Raw genomic sequence first — 18750 nt, forward strand, 5'->3', positions numbered from 1 at the left:
CGATGGGTACTGCAACTGCGCGCGCATCTTAGCGTGGCTCAGCGGGCAAAACCTAAACATTCTGTTGCTGCGCGCCTGTCGGTGCGGCCCTGGCCGATGTCATTGCGGCCTCGAGCCGCAATCCATCTCCCGGCGCCGCACACGCGTGCGCGTGTCCGGCGCGCGGGTGATGGTTCCCGGCGTTCGCCGGGATGGCATCGGACGGTTCGCCGGGATGGCAAAGGCGGCCCGTCGTGGGAGCGCTTGTATCGCCGCGGCGCTACCCGCCCGCCACCTGCCGCAGTTGGCTGCGCAGGGTGCCGAAGCGCCGCCGGTAGCCTGCGGGCGTGAGCGCGACCTTGCGGCGGAACAGCCGGTTGAAGAAGCTCGCGTCCTGGTAGCCCACTTCCAGCGCGATCGCCTCCACCGGCAGCCCGGTCGATTCCAGCAGCTGCTTGGCTTCCTCCAGCCGCAAGGTGTGCACGTATTCGAGCGGGCTCATGCCGGTGGCCTGCGTGAACCGCCGCTTGAAGGTGCGCTCGGCCAGCCCCGACAGGGTCACCAGGTGGCTGACGGGCGCCTCGACCCGGTAGTTGGAGGCGGCCCAGACCTGGCACTGGGCGACGATGGGATCCTCGGCCCGGCGCCCGCGCGTCAGCGACGAATAGGCGATGGCGCTGACCTCGCCGGTGCCCCCGAGCAGGTTCACGCGCGCGACCTGCATCGCTTCTTCCGGCGAAGCGAAGCGGGCGATCAGCGCCAGGGCCAGCATGTGCCAGGCGGCGCCGCTGCCGGCCATCATCAGGCGCTGGTCCTTGCCCGCCACCACCAGGGTGCGCTCGGCATTCCAGCGCGTGCCCGGATAGCGCCTCGCGAGCAGGTCGCAGTAGGCCCAGTGCGAGGTCGCTTCCTCGCCATCCAGCAGGCCGGTCCTGGCCAGCAGCAGGGCGCCCGAGCAGGACGAGCACAGCGTCGCACCGGCGTGCCACGCGCCGAGCAGCCACTGGACCTCCGGCTCGAACAGGGTGCCCAGCTCCTCGCCGGGCGGCACCATCAGGTCGGTCACGCAGGCGATGTCGGGGTGCGGGCAGTCGCCGAAAGCGGCATCGGGGGTGATGCGCACGCCGTTGCCGGCGGCAAAGGGCCGGCCGTCGCGGCTGACCACCAGCGGCCGGAAGGGCGATTCGGTGTCGGCCCCGCCGTGCAGCATCTGCCAGTCGCGGCGCGTGCCCGACAGCAGGTCGAAGAAGCCGTACAGCGTCGCCGCCGAGGCCGAAGGCGTACCCAGCAGCGCAACGGTGATCAGTGGGCGACGCGTGGGTGGCATGTCCGTCCGCTTTCTTGCACGAATGACTTTAACGATTCGGGCCACCACCCACCAGACTGCAGGCTCCTCACCCGCAGCGACGTTTGCGTGCAGCCGCGCAGGCGCCGCCGGTTCGGCTCCACCGTCGAGCATCCACCGCAAGGAGAATCACCATGGGCTACTTCATCGAACAGACCGGCACCTCGTCCCGGCTGGGCCGCAGTGATGGCCGCGGGCTGGCCTGCAGCACCGACGCGGCGGGGGCGGTCGACGCGCTCGAGGCGGCGCTGGAATCCATGCTGTCGTACTTCGGCGATCCGCTGGCCGCACTCGACCAGGTGGCAGCGGCCGACCCCGGCTGGGCTCATCCGCAGGTACTGAAGGCGGCGCTGCTGCTCACGCTGGGCGAGCACGAGCCGGCCCGGCAGGCACAGGAGATCCTGGCGCGTGTGGAGGACGGCGGCAACGAGCGGGAGCGCGCCCACCTCGCGGCGGCCCGGCTCGCCGCGGCCGGCGATTGGGAAGCGGCCTGCCGTGCCTGGGAGGCCGTCCTGGTGGGCTGGCCGCGCGACGTCGCTGCACTGCTGTTCGCCCACCTGTTCGACTTCTACCGCGGCGACGCGTTGAACCTCAAGCGCAGGCCCCAGCGGGTGCTGCCGTCCTGGTCACCCGAGCTGCCGCTGTACGGCTACGTGCTGGGCATGCAGGCCTTCGGGCTGGAGGAGAGCGGCCAGTACGACGAAGCCGAGGATGCGGGCCGCGCCGCGCTGGAGATCAACCGCCGCGATCCGTGGGCGGTGCATGCGGTGACGCACGTGTTCGAGATGCAGGGGCGCCACCATGATGGCGCCCGCTGGCTCGCCTTGCGCCAGCCGGACTGGGCCGTGGACAACGGCTTCGCCTTCCACAACTGGTTCCACGCCGCGCTGTTCCGGATGGAAGCCATGGACACCGCGGCGGCCCTGGCCATCTACGACGCCCAGCTCGCGTCCGCGACCGAGACGGCCCTGCAGCGCGTCGACGGAACGGCCGTGCTCTGGCGGCTCGGCCTTCTGGGCGTGGACGTGGCCAGCCGCTTCGATGCGCTGAGCCGCTGCTGGCCAGTGGAGGAGCCGGCCGCCGGTTTCTACGCCTTCAACGACGTGCATGCGCTGATCGCCCGCATCGGGGCCGGCGACACGGCTGGCCTGGCCGGCGCAGGCGAGGCGTTGATGGCCGCGATGGCGAGCGGCGCCAGCGCCGGCGCGAGCAACCGGCGGATGGCGTCCGATGTCGGCCTGCCCCTGGCGCGCGCGTTCCTGGCCTACGCGCACGGCGAATGGGGCAGCGCGGCCGAGGGCCTGCTGGCGGTGCGCGACCGCGCGCACGGATTCGGCGGCAGCCACGCGCAGCGCGACATCATCAGCCTGACGCTGCTGGATGCCGCCGTGCGCGCCGGCAACCGCCGGCTGGCCAACCACGTGCTCAACGAGCGCCGGCCGGGCAAAGCGCTCACGCCGCTGACGGCGTACTGGCAGCAGCGGGTGGGCACGGCCGCCTGACGGGAGAGTGGGGCTAACGAGTCGCCTGCGGGTCCCGGCCTGCGGACGCCGGGCGGCGGTTGTCCAGCCACGCCGCAGCCACGGCCGTTGCGGCCACTGCCATGGCCGCGCTCACCACCATGATCCAGCGATGGCCCGCGACGAAGGCCTCCTGGACGGCCGCGCGCGCCTGCCGGGCGGCCTCCCCCGACGCTTGCCGCGGCACCTCGATCGCGGCGAGCCGGTCACGCTGGCTCCAGACGGCGTCGGCGACCTCCTGCGGCAAGGTCGCGAGCGCGGCGCGCAGGCGCGGCTCGAACAGGGTCGCCATCAAGGCACCGAACACTGCGATGGCCAGCACGCCGGCGACCCGCGAGACGGCGTTGTTGACGCCGGATGCGGTCCCGGCGGCGTCCGTGCCCACCGAGTTCATGACCGTGGTGGTCAGCGGCGCGACCGCGATCCCCATCCCCACACCCAGCACCGCGATCCCGGGCAGGAAGCCGGTCCAGTAGCTGGAGGAGGTGCCCGACAGCGCCAGCAGGCCGAAGCCCGCGGCCGCGATCAGCGGCCCGGCGATCAGCGGCTTGCGCGCGCCGTGGCGGTCCACCAGCCCGCCGGCCCAGCGCGACAGCAGGAACATGATGAGGATGAAGGGCAGCAAGGCGGCGCCGGCGGCGGTGGCCGACAGGCCCTGCACCTGGATCAGGTTCAAGGGCAGGAAGAACAGGCCGCCGCCGAGCCCCGCGTAGAGCAGCAGCGTGATCAGGTTGGCGCCCGCGAAGGGGCGGTTGCGCAGCAGCGCCAGCGGCAGCATGGGGGCCGGGTGCCTGCGCTCGACCAGCAGGAAGCAGGGCAGGGCGACCCCTGCAAGGCCCAGGGCCACCAGCACTTCCGGGGCACGCCAGCCGCGGGCGGGCGCCTCGATGAAGAAGAACACGAGGGCGCCCAGCCCGATGGTGGCGAGCACGGCGCCGGCGAGGTCGAGCCGGACGGCAGGACCCGCTTGCCGGCTCTCGCCGACCTTGAACCAGGTGATGGCGACCACCAGGGCGGCCAGCGGCAGGTTGACCGCGAACGCCCAGGCCCAGGACAGCCGGTCGATCAGGTAGCCGCCCAGCAGCGGCCCGACCGCCGAGGTGATGCCGCTGAATCCGGCCCAGGTGCCGAACGCGCGCCCGCGTTCGTCCTCCGGGAAATGGGCGCTGATCAGCGCCAGGCTGCCGGGCACCAGCAACGCCGCGCCCACCCCCTGCAGTGCGCGGGCGGAGATCAGTTGCTGCACGGTGCGTGACAGGGCGCATGCGAGCGATGCCGCGGCGAATAGCGCGACGCCCAGCAGGAACATGCGCCGGCGGCCGAGCCGGTCGCCGAGCGCGCCGCCCACCAGCAGCAAGGCGGCCAGCAGCAAGGCGTAGGACTCCACCACCCACTGCGCCTGGTAGACCGACGCGCCGAGTTCGCGCTGGATCGCCGGCAGCGCAACGTTGACCACGGTGCCGTCGATGAACGCCAGGCTGGATCCGAGGATGCAGGCTGCCAGCACCCAGCGCTTGCGCGCGGGGCTGAGCGCGCGCGCGTCCGGCTCGCAGGCCGTGCGCGGCGCGTCATCGCAGGGAAAGCGGGTTGCCAGTGTCATGTTCACCCCGAGGCGTCCCGGCGCGGCTGAGGCGGGAACGGTGCGAGCCTGCATCACACCACACCCGGTGCGCAAGCTGCTAGAAAGGGATCTTTCTCCCGGCGGGTGCCGCCGGCCGCCTGCACTTCGTGAAGGAGCACCCATGGCAACGCAGGAACTGCACCGGGGACGGCTGATCGACCATGTCCAGCTGGTCGTGCGCGACCTTGCGGCCGCACGCAGCTTCTACTCGGCGGTCTTCGAGGTGCTTGGCATTCCCATCGCCGGCAGTGCCGACACCCATTTCTGGGCCGACGAACTGTTCGTCTCGACGCCCGACAGCCCGGAGGCGCAGGGCGTTCTGACCGGTCGCCACCACCTGGCCTTCCAGGCGAAGGACCGGGCGATGGTGGACGCGTTCTACCGCGCGGCGCTGGCCCACGGCGGCCGGGACAACGGCGCGCCCGGCGAGCGCCGGTACCACCCGGGCTACTACGCGGCGTTCGTGCTGGACCCGGACGGCAACAACGTCGAAGCCGTCTACCACGGTGAAGCGCAGCGCAGCGCGGCGTCAGTGCAGATCACGTTCTGAAGGCCTCCGCCGGCCGGGCGTGGCGCTCTCCGGGCGGACAATCGGCAGGTGACCCTTCCTCCATTGCGCGCCGCTGTCGTCGGCGGTGGCCCGGCCGGCCTGATGGCCGCCGAGATGCTGGCCGAACAGGGCATCGCAGTCGACCTGTTCGACGCCATGCCCTCGGTCGGCCGCAAGTTCCTGCTGGCCGGCCGCGGCGGGCTGAACCTGACCCATTCCGAAGCGGCCGGGCCCTTCCTCGCGCGCTATGGCGCCCGCCGCAGCGATCTGCGCGAGGCGCTTCGCGGCTTCGGCGGCGATGCCGTCCGGCGCTGGGCCGCCGGCCTGGGCATAGACACCTTCGTCGGCACCTCCGGACGCGTGTTCCCGACCGACCTGAAGGCCGCGCCGCTGCTGCGCGCCTGGCTGCACCGGCTGCGTGCGGCGGGCGTGCGGCTGCACACCCGGCATCGCTGGACGGGCTGCGACGAGGCGACCGGCGCACTGGCCTTCGCGACGCCGGCCGGGCGGATCACCCATGCGGCCGACGCCACGGTGCTGGCGCTGGGCGGCGCCAGCTGGCCGCGCCTGGGCTCCGACGGCGCCTGGGTTGCGCTGCTGGCTGCCCGCGGCGTGGACCTCGCGCCGCTGCAGCCCGCCAACTGCGGCTTCGACGTGGTGCCGATGCGGCCCGGGGCGGTCGGCTGGAGCGATGTCCTGCGCCAGCGCTTCGCCGGCCAGCCGGTCAAGCCGGTGGCCGCGCGCATGCCCACGCAGCCGCTGCAGGAGGAGGTGCAGGGCGAGTTCGTCCTGACGGACAGCGGCATCGAGGGCAGCCTGGTGTATGCGTTCTCCGCGCGGCTGCGCGACGAGATCGCCGCCCATGGGCAGGCGACCTGGCTGGTCGACCTGCTGCCGCAGCACAGTGCGGCGCAGGTGCTGCCCGAGGTCACCCGCCCGCGCGGACCGCGCAGCCTGTCCACCCACCTGAAGAGCCGGCTCGGCATTTCCGGTGCGAAGTCGGCGCTCCTGCACGAGGTGCTGCCAGCGGAACGACTGGCGGATCCAGCCGACCTCGCCGCCGCCCTCAAGGCGCTGCCGATCACGCTGGCGCGCCCGCGGCCGGTGGAAGAGGCGATCAGCACGGCCGGCGGCGTGCGCCTGGAGGCGCTGGACGCCAACGCGATGCTGCGCGAGTGGCCCGGCGTGTTCTGCGCCGGCGAGATGCTGGACTGGGAGGCACCCACCGGCGGTTACCTGCTCACCGCCTGCCTGGCCACCGGGCGCATGGCGGGCCTGGGTGCGGCGCGCTGGTTGCGGCAGCCCGGGCCATGGACCTGAGCGGCGTACCGCCGGCCGACGCCGAGTTCGTCCTCCCGAACACCCCTGCAGGGGAAGCCGACTTCCCGGCCGAGGCCGGGGAGCCGTGGCGCGACGCCGTCGATGCGCGCGAGAGGCTGCCCGGCTGCTGATCAAGATTACGCACTGGCAGGAGGACGAAGCCAATCCCCGCTGCCGCCTTCATCCGACTAGACCTGCGTGACCAAGGCGATGCCAGCGGTCGGCAGCAGTTGCGCCCTGGGCACCGTCCGGATCAGCTCCCGGCCCGCCCTGACCATCATCATGGTCACGGTCTCGTCGAGTGAGCGCAGGAACACCTTGCAGCGCGCGTCGGCCTCATCCGATGCCCGCTCGATGCCCGTCACGCGGAACAGCCGGCGGTCGATGGACGACTGCAGCACATCGGCCTTGGTGAGCTTGTGCACGGCCCGCAGCTCGGTCGCGTTCATGATGACCCTCGACCCTGGCGGGCGGCAGGTTGGGCGTATGCGTGTTTGCCCGGGGAAGGCACAGGTGTCGGTTTCATGGGGAGACTCCTGCACCCATGGTGCTCCGCGCGCCGAGCTCGCAAAGCGTGTATTTCGAAACTGTGTGTGCGGCCCGATGAGCAGGAGGCCAGCGGGCGGATGGGCAGGCACCGCCTCCGCAGCAGAGGCTGCTAGCCGGCCTTGGCGCGGCGCGTGCGCACGTCGCCGGCCAGCTGCCGGAGCGCGGCCTCGGTCTGCTCCCAGCCCAGGCACGCATCGGTGATGGACACGCCGCGCTTGAGCGGCACGCCCGGCTTCAGGTCCTGCCGGCCTTCCTCCAGGTGGCTCTCGATCATCACGCCGCTGATCCGTCGCGAGCCGGCGGCGACGCGGCGGCCGATGTCGGCCGCCACCTCGACCTGCCGCCGGTGCTGCTTGCTGCTGTTGGCGTGGGAGCAGTCGATCATCACCGTTTCGGCCAGGCCCGCGGCGCGCAGCACCTCGCAGGCCGCATCGACATCGGCGGCCGAGTAGTTGGGGCCTTTGCCGCCGCGCAGGATGACGTGGCAGTCGGCGTTGCCGCGCGTCTCGAACACGGCCGCCACGCCCATCTTGGTCATGCCCATGAAGGCGTGCGGCGCGCGCGCGGCGACGATGGCGTCGGCCGCGACCTTCACGCCGCCGTCGGTGCCGTTCTTGAAGCCGATCGGGCACGACAGGCCGGAGGCCAGTTGCCGGTGGCTCGGGCTTTCCGTGGTGCGAGCGCCGATCGCGCCCCAGGCGATCAGCTCGGCGATGTACTGCGGCGACAGCAGGTCCAGGAATTCGGTGCCGGCCGGCAGGCCCAGCTCGATGATCTCCAGCAGCAGCCGGCGGGCGCGCTCCAGCCCCTCGTTGATGTCGAAGCTGCCGTCCAGGTGCGGGTCGTTGATGTAGCCCTTCCAGCCGACCGTGGTGCGCGGCTTCTCGAAGTACACGCGCATCACGACCAGCAGCTCGCCTTCGAGTTCATCGGCCAGCGCCTTCAGCCGCTGCGCATACTCGATCGCCTGCGCGTGGTCGTGGATGGAGCAGGGGCCGACGAGCGCCAGCAGCCGGTCGTCGCGGCCGTGCAGCACGTCGGCGATGCGCTTGCGGCTGCGCTCCACCAGCGCCAGCGTGGCGTCCGACACCGGCAGCCTCTCCTGCAGCAGCGCGGGCGTGATCAGCGGCCGCACCGCCTCGATGCGGGTGTCGTCGATGCGGGTGGTGTCCCGGGTGCCACGCCGGCTGCCGGCCTCGCGGTCGCGCCGCGGATCGTCGAGGATGTCCATGGCCCCGTATTGTCGGGGGAGGCCGGTGCCCGGGGGCCGGCCTGCGTCAGATGAACTCCTGCACGACGTGGTTGTGGCTGGCCTTGACGGCTTCGGCCCGAACGTCGCTGCGGCTGCGACGGCTCTGCACCGGCTGGCTGTTCCGGTTGGCGACGTACAGGTCCACGTTCAGCGTGCCGGTGGCGCGCGCATCCACGATCTCCGCCTGGACATCGGCGCGCGCGCGCTCGCCGTCGAAGGGCGTGCGGTTGGCCAGCTCGTCGGCCGCCTCGTTGGCGAAGGCCGCAGTGGAAGCCAGCAGCAGGACGGCGATGAGGGACTTGTTCATGGCGGACTCGCTTTCGTTCGTTTGGGATGCCTGTTAGACAGGCCGACGCAGCGAAAGGTGACGCCGTCGCAGCAGGCGCGACTGCCGCACGGACGGCATCGGCTGCCGCCCCGGCTCCGCTAGCCCATCACTTTCGACGGCAGCCAGGTGGCCAGCTCGGGGAACACGCAGAGGATCACGATCGCCAGCACCATGCAGGCCATGAAGGGCAGCGCGCCCTTGAGGATGGTGGGCAGCTTCACGTCCGGCGTGATGCCGTTGATGACGAACAGGTTCAGCCCGACCGGCGGGGTGATCAGGCCGAGCTCCATGTTGATGGTCAGCACCACGCCGAACCAGATCGGGTCGAAGCCGGCGGCGGTGATCACCGGCATCAGGATCGGCGTGGTCATCAGGATGATCGCCGCCGGCGGCAGGAAGCAGCCCGCCACCAGCAGCAGCAGGTTGATGGCGGCGAAGATCAGCCAGCGGTTGACCTCCATGTCGGCGATGCTCTGGGCGATCGACTGGGTGACCTGCAGCGAGGACATCATGTAGCCGAACAGGATGGAGGTGCCGATGATCAGCATCAGCATGCCGGACTCGCGCATGCCGTCGCGCAGGATCACCCACAGGTCGGCCGGCCGCCAGACGCGGTAGATCATCACCACCATCACCAGGCACAGCGCGGCGCCCACGCCGGCGGCCTCCGACGGCGTGGCGATGCCCCCGTACAGGGCATAGACCACGCCGACGATGACCGCCAGGAAGGGCAGCAGCCGCGGCATCAGTTCCAGCTTCTGCCGCATCGAATACACGCGGTCGGCGTCCACCAGGCGGGTGCCGCGCTTCCAGCTGAGGAACAGGGCCCAGGCCATGAACAGGCCGGTGAGCAGCAGCCCCGGCAGGACGCCGGCGATGAACAGCCGGCCGATCGAGGTCTCGGAGGCGATGCCATACAGGATCATGGTGATGCTGGGCGGGATCAGGATGCCCAGCGTGCCGCCGGCCGCGATGGCGCCGGTGGCCAGGTCGGCGTCGTAGCCGCGGCGGCGCATCTCGGGGATGCCCATCTTGCCGATGGCGGCGCAGGTCGCCGGCGAGGAGCCGCTCAGCGCGGCGAACAGGGCGCAGGCGCCGATGTTGGAGATCACCAGCGAGCCCGGCACCCGGTGCAGCCAGCGCGCGAGTGCCTCGTACAGGTCGGAGCCGGCGCGCGAGGACGCCACCGCCGCGCCCATGATGATGAACATGGGCAGCGACACCAGCGTGAAGTCCTCCAGCCCGGCGAACACGGTCTCCGGCAGGAAATGGATGCTGCTCCAGCCGTCGAAGGCGATCATGAAGGCCAGCGCCACGGCGCCCAGGCCGAAGGCGATCGGCAGGCCGGTGGCCAGCAGCGCGCAGGTGGCGACGAAGACCAGCAAACCGATCGCCATCGGGCCCATGGAATACCTCCTCGACAGGAAAGAACGGCTAGAGACGGTCCTCGGCGGCCAGCCCGAAGGGCAGCTCGCGGCCGGTGAGGACGAGGAACACTTCGGCGGCGTACTGCAGGCACAGCAGCGCCAGCCCGACCGGCACCGACAGGTAGGGGATCCACAGCCGCGCCCGCCAGATGCTGGGGGTCGTGGCCCCGCTCTCCCAGGCTTCGTACCACCAGGGGATGGCGGCATACAGGAACAGCGCGCAGAACGCCACCGCCGCCACCGAACCGGCCAGGTGCAGGGCGCGCCGGGCCGGCACGCCCACCATCAGCGGCACCACGTCGACGGCGACGTGGCCGCGGGTGAGCAGGATGTAGGGGGCGCCCAGGAAGGTGGCGGCGATCAGCGAGAAGGTGACGAACTCGGTCTGCCAGATCGAGGACTCGCCGAGCACGGCGCGCACGAACACCATGTGGCAGACGATGCCGACCGCCAGCAGGATCAGGCCGGCGGAGAAGACACCGAAGGCGAGCGAGACGGACCGGACCGCCGCCACCCAGGCCGGCAGCGGCAGCGGCCGGGCCCGCAGCGGCAGCGCGCTACTTGACACTCAGCGCCTTCTCGATCAGCTCCTTGCCGCCCGGCACCTTGTCGGCGAATTCCTTGTACGAGGTCTTCTGCGCGACGGCGCGCCAGGCGTCGGCCTCGGCGTCGGTGAGCGTGACCACCTCCACCTTGTTCTTCCTGAAGGTGTCGACCATCTTGTCGTCGAGCTTCTTGGATTCGGCTTCGAAATAGGCCTCGGCCTTCTTCGAGGCGGCGGTCAGCGCGGCCTTCTGCCTGTCGTCGAGCTTGTCCCAGCTGCGCTTGGAGATCAGCACCGGCTCGTACATGAACCACAGGGCGTTGTCGCCCGGTGCCGTCAGGCACTTGAGCTGCTCGTACAGGCGGAACGAGACGAAGCTGCCCGAGGAGGTGTCGGTGCCCTGGGCCACGCCCTGCTGCAGGGCGTTGTAGACCTCGTTGGAGGGGATGGACACGATCGAGGCGCCGGCCCCGGCCCACATCTGCGAGAAGGTGGCGCCGGCCGAACGCACCTTCATGCCGGCGGCGTCATCGGGCTTGCGGATGCACTTGTCCTTGCCGCCGAAGGCGCCGGCCAGCCAGGCGTCGGCCAGCACCTTGACCCCGTCCTTTTCGATGATGGACTTGATGTCCTGCATGAAGGGCGAATCGTTGATTCGCCGGGCGTGCGCATGGCTCTTCACCAGCCCCGGCATCAGGGTGGCGCCGAACTGCGGGTGGTAGCCGGAGGCGTAGTCGAGCGGGAACGACGTCATGTCGATCTGTCCCGACTGCATGGCCTTCCATTGCTCCTTGGCCTTGACCAGGCTGGAGCCGGGGAACACCTTGATCTCCAGCCCGACGTTCGCCTTGGCCACTTCGCGCGCGATCATCTGCACCATCTCGTCGCGCACGTCGCCCTTGCCGCCAGGGAACTGGTGCGAGGCCTTGAGCGTGATCTCTTCGGCCAGCGACGGCGTGGCGGCGAAGGCGGCGGTGAGCAGGCCGGCGAGGACCCGCAAGGTGGTGCGGTGCTTCATGGTGGTGTCTCCGGTTGGCGGGCGCGCCGCGGAATGCGGCGGGTCACCCCATCAGTTGCTTTTGTACCAACCTATGTTAGGCGGCGCGGTCTGCGCGCCGGCCCCGGGAATACCATGAAGCGGGCAACTCCTGCCCGCCGGTCGCGCGCCTGGCCCCGATGGCTGCGGGCCTGGCGCGCGCCGCGCCGGCGGCTATTTCTTTCCCAGTCCCAGCCGGCCCGCGCCTTCGGTGTACAGCTTGACCTTCTCCTGCATGAAGGGGCCCATCTCTTCCACGCCCACGTTGACCAGCTCGAAGCCGCTCCTGGCCGCCAGCTCCTTCATCTCGGGGTCGCTGTTCAGCGCGCGCCAGAGGTCGGAGATGCGCTTGCGCTGCTCCGGCGGGGTGGACTTGGGCACGCCGATGCCGCGCCAGGCCCCGTCGACCCAGTCCACGCCCAGCTCCTTGAATGTGGGCACGTCCGGCATCAGGGGGTGGCGCTTGTCCATGGCCACGGCCAGCGGGCGCACGCGGCCCTTGTTGGCGATGGCGAAGGGCACGTAGGTCATCGCGCCATCCACCTGGCCGCCCAGCACCGAGGTCGACATGTCGCCGGTGCCCTTGAACGGCACGTAGATGGTCTTGACGCCGAAGGCGGCGTTCATGCGCTCGTGCGCGGCGTGGTTGGCGGAGTTGGAGCCGGAGCCGCCCAGGCTCAGCTTGCCCGGCTCGGCCTTGGCGGCCTTGAGGAAGTCCTCGAAGGTCCTGATCGGGCTCTTCTCGTGGACCACCAGGATGTCGGGCGTGTAGTGGAACCAGAAGACCGGCGTGACGTCCTGCGTCTTGTACTGCACCTGGCCTTCCAGCGGCTGGAAGACGATGTGCGGCAGGTTCACGCCCACCACGTTGGCACCGTCGGCGGGCAACTGGTTCATCTGCGTCCACATCAGCGCGCCGCCGGCGCCGGCCTTGTACTGGACGATGGTCTCGATGGCCGGGCACTTCTTCTTCAGCACCGCCTGCTGGTGGCGCGCCGAGAGGTCCGACTCGCCGCCCGGCGGGAAGGCCTGCCAGTACTGCAGGTTGCGGTCGGGGCAGGGCAGGCCCTGGGCCGAAACGAGGGGCGCCGCCAGTCCCAGCAGCAGCGCGGCAATCAGACGGTTCATGGCTTTGTCTCCTTCAGGTCGTCGTGGGAATGTTCTCGGGTCGCGCGCTCAGGCCGCCAGCCGGCGGCAGACCGCGGCCGTCACCTCGTCGGTGCGGGCCGTGCCGCCCAGGTCGCGGGTGTGCAGGCGCGCATCGGCCGTGACGGCCTCGATGGCCCGCATCAGGCGCGCGGCGGCCTCGCGCTCGCCCAGGTGTTCCAGCAGCATCACGCCGCTCCAGAAGGTGCCCACCGGGTTGGCCAGGCCCTGGCCCATGATGTCGAAGGCGGAACCGTGGATCGGCTCGAACATGCTGGGGTAGCGCCGCTCCGGGTCGATGTTGCCGGTGGGCGCGATGCCCAGGCTGCCGGCCAGCGCCGCGGCCAGGTCGCTCAGGATGTCGGCGTGCAGGTTGGTCGCCACCAGCGTGTCCAGCGAGGCCGGCCGGTTGACCATGCGCGCGGTGCAGGCGTCGACCAGCTCCTTGTCCCACGTCACCTCGGGGAACTCGCGGCCGACCTGCAGCGCGATCTCGTCCCACATCACCATCGCGTGGCGCTGGGCGTTGGACTTGGTCACCACCGTCAGCCGCTTGCGCGGGCGTGACTGCGCCAGCCGGAAGGCGAAGCGCATGATCCGCTCGACGCCGGCGCGGGTCATCATGCTGACGTCGGTGGCCACCTCGATCGGATGGCCCTGGTGGGCGCGGCCGCCGACGCCGGCGTACTCGCCCTCGGAGTTCTCGCGCACGATCACCCAGTCCAGGTCCGCGGGGGTGCAGCGCTTGAGCGGCGCGTCGATGCCCGGCAGGATGCGCGTGGGCCGCACGTTGGCGTACTGGTCGAAGCCCTGGCAGATCTTCAGGCGCAGGCCCCAGAGCGTGACGTGGTCGGGGATGTCGGGGTCGCCGGCCGAGCCGAACAGGATGGCGTCCATGCCGCGCAGGGCGTCCAGCCCGTCGGCCGGCATCATCTCGCCGTGCGCGCGGTACCAGTCGCCGCCCCAGCCGAAGCTGCTGAACTCGAAGCGGAACGCATCCTGGCCGGCGGCCAGCGCCTGCAGCACCCGCTGCCCCGCGGGCACCACTTCCTTGCCGATCCCGTCGCCCGGGATGCAGGCGATCCTGTAGGTCTTGCTCATGCCTGAAAAAGTGCTCCTTCGAGGCGCAATGTAGGGGCGGCGGCGGTGGGCCGAACCGGGCAGAATTCAATCCATTGTTAACCGGGGATTCAACAATGGCCGGAACCTCCAGCACGTCTTCCGACATGCAGTTCTTCCAGCTGCTGGTGCGCAGCGGCAGCCTGTCGGCGGCTGCGCGCGAACTGCAGGTGAGCACGCCGGCGGTGAGCAAGCGGCTGGCGCAGCTGGAGGCGCGGCTGGGCGCGCCGCTGCTGCACCGGACCACGCGCCGCATCGCGCTGACGGTCGAGGGCGAGGCCTGGCTGCAGCACGCCCGCCGCATCCTGGCCGAGATCGAAGCCGCCGAAGGCGAGGTGCGCGGCATGCGGGCCGAGCCCAAGGGGCTGCTGCGGGTGAACGCCACCCTCGGCTTCGGCCGCAGCCACGTGGCGCCGCTGATCGCCAGCTTCGCGCAGCGCTACCCCGGCGTCGAGGCGCAGCTGCAGTTGTCGGTGAATCCGCCGCCGCTGGCCGAGGACGCCTTCGACGTGTGCGTGCGCTTCGGCGAACCGCCCGATGCGCGGGTGCTCGCCCGCCGGCTGGCGCCCAACCGGCGCCTGCTGTGCGCCTCGCCGGGCTACCTGGCGCGCCGCGGCGTGCCGCGCCAGCCCGCGGAGCTGGCGCAGCACAGCATCATCGGCATCCGCCAGGGCGACGAAGCCTACGGCGTCTGGCGGCTGCGCGCCGGCAAGCGGCAGGAGACGGTCAAGGTGCGCGGCCCGCTGAGCACCAACGATGGCGAGATCGCGGTGAACTGGGCGCTGGCCGGGCACGGGATCGTGTTGCGCGCCGAGTGGGACGTGGCCCGCTACCTGCGCAGCGGAAGGCTGCGCCAGGTGCTGGAGGGCTGGCAGTCGCCGCCGGCCGACATCCATGCGGTCTGGCCCGAGCGGCACCAGCAGTCGGCGCGCGTACGTGCCTTCGTGGAGCACCTGGCTACGCATTTCTCCGCGGCGGGGCCCGCGCGGTTTGCGCCACACTCGGGGTTGCCATGAAGATCGTCGACATCCTCGAATCCACGCGGCCGATCCGGTCCGACATCCGCAACGCCTTCATCGATTTCTCGAAGATGACCCTGAGCCTGGTGGCCGTGGTCACCGACGTCCTGCGCGACGGCCGGCCGGTGATTGGCTACGGCTTCAACTCCAACGGCCGCTACGGCCAGGGCGGCCTGATCCGCGAGCGCTTCGCGCCGCGCCTGCTGGAGGCCGACCCCGCCACGCTGCTGGACGAGCGCGGCGACAACCTCGACCCGCACAAGTGCTGGGCCCGGATGATGCTCAACGAGAAGCCGGGCGGGCACGGCGAGCGCTCGGTGGCGGTGGGCACCATCGACATGGCGATCTGGGATGCGGTGGCCAAGATCGCCGGCCAGCCGCTGTTCCAGCTGCTGGCCGAGCGCTATGGCACCGGCACCCCGAACCCGCGCGTGTTCGTCTATGCCGCCGGTGGCTACTACTACCCCGGCAAGGACATCGGGGGGCTGCAGCGCGAGATGGCCGGCTACCTGGAGCGCGGCTATTCGGTGGTGAAGATGAAGATCGGCGGCGCGCCGCTGGCCGAGGACTGCCGGCGCATCGAGTCGGTGCTGAAGATCCTGGGCCCCGGCCAGCAGCTGGCGGTGGACGCCAACGGGCGGTTCGACCTGGCGACGGCGATCGACTACGGCCGCGCGCTGTCGCAGTACCCGCTGTTCTGGTACGAGGAGGCCGGCGATCCGCTCGACTACGAGCTGCAGGCGAAGCTGGGCGAGGTCTACCCGGGGCCGATGGCCACCGGCGAGAACCTGTTCTCCATGCAGGACGCGCGCAACCTGATCCGGCACGGTGGCATGCGCCGCGACCGCGACTGGCTGCAGTTCGATTGCGCCCTCAGCTACGGGCTGGTGGAGTACCTGCGCACGCTGCGCATGCTGGACGACTACGGCTGGTCGGCCAGCCGCTGCATCCCGCACGGCGGCCACCAGATGTCGCTGGCCATCGCGGCCGGCCTGGGGCTGGGTGGCAACGAGAGCTACCCCGACCTGTTCCAGCCCTACGGCGGATTCCCGGACGGCGTCGCGGTGCGCGACGGCTACGTCGAGCTGCCGCCGCTGCCCGGCATCGGTTTCGAAGGCAAGGCCGACCTGATCGCCGAGATGCGCGACCTGGCCCGCTGAGTGGCGGCGCGATCGCTTCCGGACCGATGGCGATGCGGCTGACGCTGTCCGGCCCCTGGGGCGTGCTGGCGGTCACGCTGGCCATCCAGGCGCTGGTCTCCATGACCGTGATCACGGTGCCGGCGATGGCGCCTGCGGTGGCACAGGGCCTGCAGGTGCCGGCCTCGCTGGTCGGCGCGTACATCGGCCTGGTGTACATCGGTGCCACCGTGGCCAGTTCGGTCGCGGGGCCGCTGGTGCTGCGCTACGGCGCGCTTCGCATCAGCCAATGGGGCCTGCTGGCGTGCGCCGCCGGGATGGCGGTCACCGCGCTGGCGCCTTCCCTCGCCGGCATCGTTGCCGGCGCGCTGCTGGTGGGCCTGGGCTACGGTCCGATCACACCGGCCAGCTCGCACCTGCTGGCGAAATCCACGCCCGCCCACAGGGCCGCGCTGGTGTTCTCGATCAAGCAGACCGGCGTGCCCCTGGGCGGGGTGATGGCCGGGGCGATCGTGCCGCCGCTGGTGCTGGCCGGAGGCGTCGGGCTGGCGCTGTGGAGCGTGGCGGCCGGCTGCGTGCTGTGCGCGCTGCTGGCGCAGCCGCCGCGTGCCGAGCTCGATGCCGACCGGGACCCGACGCGGGCGGTGAGCCCGGCGAGCTTCCTGCGGCCGATCGGGCTGGTGCTCGGCCATCCGCAACTGGCGCCGCTGGCGGCCTACTCGTTCGTGTTCTCGGCCATGCAGATGTGCCTGGCGGCGTTCCTGGTCACCTACCTGCACACGCAACTGGGATACAGCCTGGTGGCCGCCGGCGCGGCCCTGTCGGTGGCGCAGGCCGGCGGCGTGGTGGGCCGGGTGCTGTGGGGCTACGTCGCCGATCGCTGGCTGGGTACCGGCCGCATGCTGGCCGCGCTGGCTGCGCTGATGGGCGTGTGCGCGGCGGCGACGGCCGCGCTGCAGGTGGGCGTGCCCCGGACCCTGGTGCTGGCGCTGCTGGCGGCGTTCGGTGCCTCGGCCACCGGCTGGAACGGCGTCTACCTGGCCGAAGTGGCGCGCCGCGCCCCCGCCGGCATGGCCGGCACGGCCACCGGTGGCTCGCTGGCCATCACTTTCTTCGGCGTGGTGCTGGGCCCCCTGCTGTTCAGCGCGGTGTCGGCGCTGTTCGCCAGCGAGCGCGCCGGCTTCGCCGTGCTGGCCGCCGCCGTCGCGGTGTGCGCCTGGCGGCTGTGGCGCGGCGCCCGGTCGTCCGCCGCACCGGCGGCCGGGGCGCGCTGATGGCGAGCCGGTGCGACGTCGCGTATCCGCGACCGATTTCGCCCGGCGGCACGGGATAAACCCGGGGTCGGCGCCGCCGCCCGGGCCTCTTTCCGGCGGGGTCGCCTCCGCTGCACTAGACTCGGCAGCAAATGGATCCCCGAAGTACCCGTTCCGTGCTCGTGCGCCTCGGCATGGCCTTGTGCCTGCTGGGCATAGCCGCAGGAGCCCTGACCGTTGCGGCCATGGCCGCCTCGCGGCAGCCGTTCCATGACGATGCCCTGCTGCTGTCCGGCGTGGCGGTGGTTGCAGGCCTGTTGCTGGGAGCGATCGGCATGACGCGGGCGCTGCTGGCCGAGCGTGGCAGCCGCCCCGAGCTGTATCACGGCCCCGAGTCGAGCACCCTGTCCTTCGCGCCGCCCTCGGTCGGCTCGTTCCCCGAGCGCCAGCGGCTGCCGAACCTGCGCCGGAAGAAGTAGGGCCCGGTCCGCGAGGGCTCCCATGGGGGCCAGTGCCAGTGGGTGCTCCGCAGCCGGCTTCGACAAGCCCGGCCCGGTGCTGCTCGGCTGCCCCCGCACGCGTCGATGCGCGTGCCCTGCGTGCGTGAGCGACAGTGCCGGGGCGGCACTCAGCTTCGGGCGCGATGCATACTCGCCGCATGAACGTCAACGTCCCGCGCCGGCGCGCGCTGCTGGCCGGCTCCAGCTTGGCGGCGCTGGCCCTGCTGGGTTGCGGCCGTGAATCGTCCAGCCAGGGCGACTCCCGGGCCGCGTCGGTTCCGGTTTCGGTCGAGGCCATCGACCAGCAGGCCAGGGGCTTCAGCCTGGGATCGGCCATGGCGGCGCGGGTGGTCTACGTCTTCTTCGATCCGCAGTGCCCGCACTGCGCCGCGCTGTGGGAAGCCGTGCAGCCGCTCAGGGCGCGCGCCCGCTTCGTCTGGATCCCGGTGGCGCTGCTCAACGACAAGAGCGCGCCGCAGGGCGCGACCCTCCTGGCCGCCGCCGACCCGGTGGAAGCGATGGACCGGCACGAGGCTTCGCTGCGGTCGCAGCAAGGCGGCATCACGGCCAGCGGCGTCACCGACGAGCTGAAAGCGGCCATCCAGCGCAACACCCGGCTGATGGACAGCTTCGGGTTCGCCAGCGTGCCGACCGCCGTGGGCAAGCACGCGGTCACGGGCGAGCTGGTCACCCTGGAAGGCTCCGCGCCGACCGAGGTGGTCGCGCAGCGGTTCGGGCTGGCAACGGGCTGAGGATTGGCTGATCGGCCCGAGGAGGATGGGGTATCTCCCTGCGCCCCTTCAGTCAATCCCCTACTCATCCGCAAAACCGGGCTCCTAATCTTTGCGCTCGATCGCAGGAGAGCCCCAGATGTCCGCCAAGCACGACGAGCACCGCCATCCGTTGGCCGAGGGCCAGCCGCAGTTCGACGCGCACAGGCGCGGCTATGAGCCCACCGAGCCGATGCCGCTGCCCCCCGATTGGGCGCCGACCGAACCCATGCCGCTCACGGCAGGGTGGGCGCCTACGGTGCCGGCGCCGCTGCCGCGGCGCTGATGCGGGCGCTGCGCGTCCCGCCACGGCCTGCCTTGCCAGCGTGACCC

20 protein-coding genes are annotated in these 18750 nt (G+C 71.4%); 10 read left to right on the forward strand and 10 right to left on the reverse strand.

Translation table 11 applies throughout. The features are described from left to right. Positions 1 to 259: 259 nt before the first annotated feature. Positions 260 to 1306: a GlxA family transcriptional regulator gene (locus tag V6M57_RS16405; RefSeq protein ID WP_332816069.1), complete on the reverse strand. Its 1047-nt coding sequence runs from the start codon at positions 1304 to 1306 to the stop codon at positions 260 to 262. Between the two features lie 152 nt (positions 1307 to 1458). Here V6M57_RS16405 and V6M57_RS16410 point away from each other — a divergent pair, with 152 nt between their 5' ends. Further along, complete coding sequence (locus tag V6M57_RS16410; RefSeq protein ID WP_332816070.1) at positions 1459 to 2826, forward strand: tetratricopeptide repeat protein; 1368 nt, start codon at positions 1459 to 1461, stop codon at positions 2824 to 2826. Positions 2827 to 2839: 13 nt separating this feature from the next. Here the strand turns inward: V6M57_RS16410 and V6M57_RS16415 are convergent, their stop codons facing one another. Continuing rightward, the gene (locus tag V6M57_RS16415; protein WP_332816071.1) at positions 2840 to 4444 is read right to left on the reverse strand and encodes an MFS transporter; all 1605 of its coding nucleotides are present in this window, start codon (positions 4442 to 4444) and stop codon (positions 2840 to 2842) included. Positions 4445 to 4586: 142 nt separating this feature from the next. On the opposite strand from V6M57_RS16415, the gene V6M57_RS16420 reads away from it, so the two are divergent. Genes V6M57_RS16420 through V6M57_RS16430 form a run of 3 tightly spaced genes read left to right on the forward strand, consistent with a single transcriptional unit; the run spans position 4587 to position 6466 of the window. Then, a complete protein-coding gene (locus V6M57_RS16420) occupies positions 4587 to 5015 on the forward strand; it encodes a VOC family protein (RefSeq protein ID WP_332816072.1) in 429 nt (142 codons plus the stop codon). Positions 5016 to 5063: 48 nt separating this feature from the next. Then, positions 5064 to 6335, forward strand: coding sequence for an NAD(P)/FAD-dependent oxidoreductase (locus tag V6M57_RS16425; RefSeq protein WP_332816073.1), 1272 nt, complete (start codon positions 5064 to 5066; stop codon positions 6333 to 6335). Further along, on the forward strand, positions 6326 to 6466 hold the full coding sequence (locus V6M57_RS16430) for a hypothetical protein (RefSeq protein WP_332816074.1): 141 nt from the start codon (positions 6326 to 6328) through the stop codon (positions 6464 to 6466). Before V6M57_RS16425 ends, V6M57_RS16430 begins: the two co-directional genes overlap by 10 nt. Positions 6467 to 6523: 57 nt before the next feature. Here the strand turns inward: V6M57_RS16430 and V6M57_RS16435 are convergent, their stop codons facing one another. The 8 genes from V6M57_RS16435 to V6M57_RS16470 form a co-directional block, all read right to left on the reverse strand. Then, entirely contained in the window at positions 6524 to 6784 is a 261-nt protein-coding gene (locus V6M57_RS16435) for a hypothetical protein (protein ID WP_332816075.1), read from the reverse strand. A 209-nt stretch (positions 6785 to 6993) separates the two neighbouring features. Continuing rightward, positions 6994 to 8115 carry a 3-deoxy-7-phosphoheptulonate synthase gene (locus V6M57_RS16440; protein WP_332816076.1) on the reverse strand — a complete coding sequence of 374 codons (1122 nt, stop codon included), beginning with the start codon at positions 8113 to 8115 and terminating at the stop codon, positions 6994 to 6996. Between the two features lie 46 nt (positions 8116 to 8161). After that, positions 8162 to 8443, reverse strand: a complete 282-nt coding sequence (locus V6M57_RS16445; protein WP_332816077.1) for a DUF4148 domain-containing protein — start codon at positions 8441 to 8443, stop codon at positions 8162 to 8164. Between the two features lie 119 nt (positions 8444 to 8562). Further along, positions 8563 to 9870 carry a TRAP transporter large permease gene (locus V6M57_RS16450; RefSeq protein WP_332816078.1) on the reverse strand — a complete coding sequence of 436 codons (1308 nt, stop codon included), beginning with the start codon at positions 9868 to 9870 and terminating at the stop codon, positions 8563 to 8565. A 28-nt stretch (positions 9871 to 9898) separates the two neighbouring features. After that, positions 9899 to 10459 carry a TRAP transporter small permease subunit gene (locus V6M57_RS16455; protein WP_332816079.1) on the reverse strand — a complete coding sequence of 187 codons (561 nt, stop codon included), beginning with the start codon at positions 10457 to 10459 and terminating at the stop codon, positions 9899 to 9901. After that, complete coding sequence (dctP, locus tag V6M57_RS16460) at positions 10449 to 11453, reverse strand: TRAP transporter substrate-binding protein DctP (protein ID WP_332816080.1); 1005 nt, start codon at positions 11451 to 11453, stop codon at positions 10449 to 10451. The genes V6M57_RS16455 and dctP overlap by 11 nt, the downstream gene beginning before the upstream one ends. 192 nt (positions 11454 to 11645) lie before the next feature. Next, entirely contained in the window at positions 11646 to 12599 is a 954-nt protein-coding gene (locus V6M57_RS16465) for a tripartite tricarboxylate transporter substrate binding protein (RefSeq protein WP_332816081.1), read from the reverse strand. 48 nt (positions 12600 to 12647) lie between these two features. After that, positions 12648 to 13718, reverse strand: coding sequence for a tartrate dehydrogenase (locus tag V6M57_RS16470; RefSeq protein WP_332816082.1), 1071 nt, complete (start codon positions 13716 to 13718; stop codon positions 12648 to 12650). Positions 13719 to 13813: 95 nt separating this feature from the next. Here V6M57_RS16470 and V6M57_RS16475 point away from each other — a divergent pair, with 95 nt between their 5' ends. The 6 genes from V6M57_RS16475 (at position 13814) to V6M57_RS16500 (ending at position 18703) form a co-directional block, all read left to right on the forward strand. After that, on the forward strand, positions 13814 to 14752 hold the full coding sequence (locus V6M57_RS16475; protein WP_332816083.1) for a LysR family transcriptional regulator: 939 nt from the start codon (positions 13814 to 13816) through the stop codon (positions 14750 to 14752). Next, positions 14749 to 15915 (forward strand): mandelate racemase/muconate lactonizing enzyme family protein, encoded by a 1167-nt coding sequence (locus tag V6M57_RS16480; RefSeq protein WP_332816084.1) that lies wholly within the window; start codon positions 14749 to 14751, stop codon positions 15913 to 15915. Before V6M57_RS16475 ends, V6M57_RS16480 begins: the two co-directional genes overlap by 4 nt. A 26-nt stretch (positions 15916 to 15941) precedes the next feature. Then, positions 15942 to 17168 carry an MFS transporter gene (locus tag V6M57_RS16485; RefSeq protein WP_332816085.1) on the forward strand — a complete coding sequence of 409 codons (1227 nt, stop codon included), beginning with the start codon at positions 15942 to 15944 and terminating at the stop codon, positions 17166 to 17168. 155 nt (positions 17169 to 17323) lie between these two features. Further along, positions 17324 to 17626: a hypothetical protein gene (locus V6M57_RS16490; RefSeq protein WP_332816086.1), complete on the forward strand. Its 303-nt coding sequence runs from the start codon at positions 17324 to 17326 to the stop codon at positions 17624 to 17626. A gap of 179 nt (positions 17627 to 17805) precedes the next feature. Then, entirely contained in the window at positions 17806 to 18399 is a 594-nt protein-coding gene (locus V6M57_RS16495; protein ID WP_332816087.1) for a thioredoxin fold domain-containing protein, read from the forward strand. A 118-nt stretch (positions 18400 to 18517) separates the two neighbouring features. Next, a complete protein-coding gene (locus tag V6M57_RS16500) occupies positions 18518 to 18703 on the forward strand; it encodes a hypothetical protein (protein WP_332816088.1) in 186 nt (61 codons plus the stop codon). Positions 18704 to 18750 lie beyond the last annotated feature (47 nt).

Origin of the sequence: Ramlibacter sp., assembly GCF_036676645.1 — a bacterium.
Lineage (GTDB): Bacteria > Pseudomonadota > Gammaproteobacteria > Burkholderiales > Burkholderiaceae_C > Ramlibacter.

Bases quoted from the DNA above. Each gene is read 5' to 3' on its own strand.
- V6M57_RS16405 (WP_332816069.1), bottom strand. From the start codon at position 1,306: ATGCCACCCACGCGTCGCCCACTGATCACCGTTGCGCTGCTGGGTACG.
- V6M57_RS16410 (WP_332816070.1), top strand. From the start codon at position 1,459: ATGGGCTACTTCATCGAACAGACCGGCACCTCGTCCCGGCTGGGCCGC.
- V6M57_RS16415 (WP_332816071.1), bottom strand. From the start codon at position 4,444: ATGACACTGGCAACCCGCTTTCCCTGCGATGACGCGCCGCGCACGGCC.
- V6M57_RS16420 (WP_332816072.1), top strand. From the start codon at position 4,587: ATGGCAACGCAGGAACTGCACCGGGGACGGCTGATCGACCATGTCCAG.
- V6M57_RS16430 (WP_332816074.1), top strand. From the start codon at position 6,326: ATGGACCTGAGCGGCGTACCGCCGGCCGACGCCGAGTTCGTCCTCCCG.
- V6M57_RS16435 (WP_332816075.1), bottom strand. From the start codon at position 6,784: ATGAACGCGACCGAGCTGCGGGCCGTGCACAAGCTCACCAAGGCCGAT.
- V6M57_RS16440 (WP_332816076.1), bottom strand. From the start codon at position 8,115: ATGGACATCCTCGACGATCCGCGGCGCGACCGCGAGGCCGGCAGCCGG.
- V6M57_RS16445 (WP_332816077.1), bottom strand. From the start codon at position 8,443: ATGAACAAGTCCCTCATCGCCGTCCTGCTGCTGGCTTCCACTGCGGCC.
- V6M57_RS16450 (WP_332816078.1), bottom strand. From the start codon at position 9,870: ATGGGCCCGATGGCGATCGGTTTGCTGGTCTTCGTCGCCACCTGCGCG.
- dctP (WP_332816080.1), bottom strand. From the start codon at position 11,453: ATGAAGCACCGCACCACCTTGCGGGTCCTCGCCGGCCTGCTCACCGCC.
- V6M57_RS16465 (WP_332816081.1), bottom strand. From the start codon at position 12,599: ATGAACCGTCTGATTGCCGCGCTGCTGCTGGGACTGGCGGCGCCCCTC.
- V6M57_RS16470 (WP_332816082.1), bottom strand. From the start codon at position 13,718: ATGAGCAAGACCTACAGGATCGCCTGCATCCCGGGCGACGGGATCGGC.
- V6M57_RS16475 (WP_332816083.1), top strand. From the start codon at position 13,814: ATGGCCGGAACCTCCAGCACGTCTTCCGACATGCAGTTCTTCCAGCTG.
- V6M57_RS16480 (WP_332816084.1), top strand. From the start codon at position 14,749: ATGAAGATCGTCGACATCCTCGAATCCACGCGGCCGATCCGGTCCGAC.
- V6M57_RS16485 (WP_332816085.1), top strand. From the start codon at position 15,942: ATGGCGATGCGGCTGACGCTGTCCGGCCCCTGGGGCGTGCTGGCGGTC.
- V6M57_RS16495 (WP_332816087.1), top strand. From the start codon at position 17,806: ATGAACGTCAACGTCCCGCGCCGGCGCGCGCTGCTGGCCGGCTCCAGC.
- V6M57_RS16500 (WP_332816088.1), top strand. From the start codon at position 18,518: ATGTCCGCCAAGCACGACGAGCACCGCCATCCGTTGGCCGAGGGCCAG.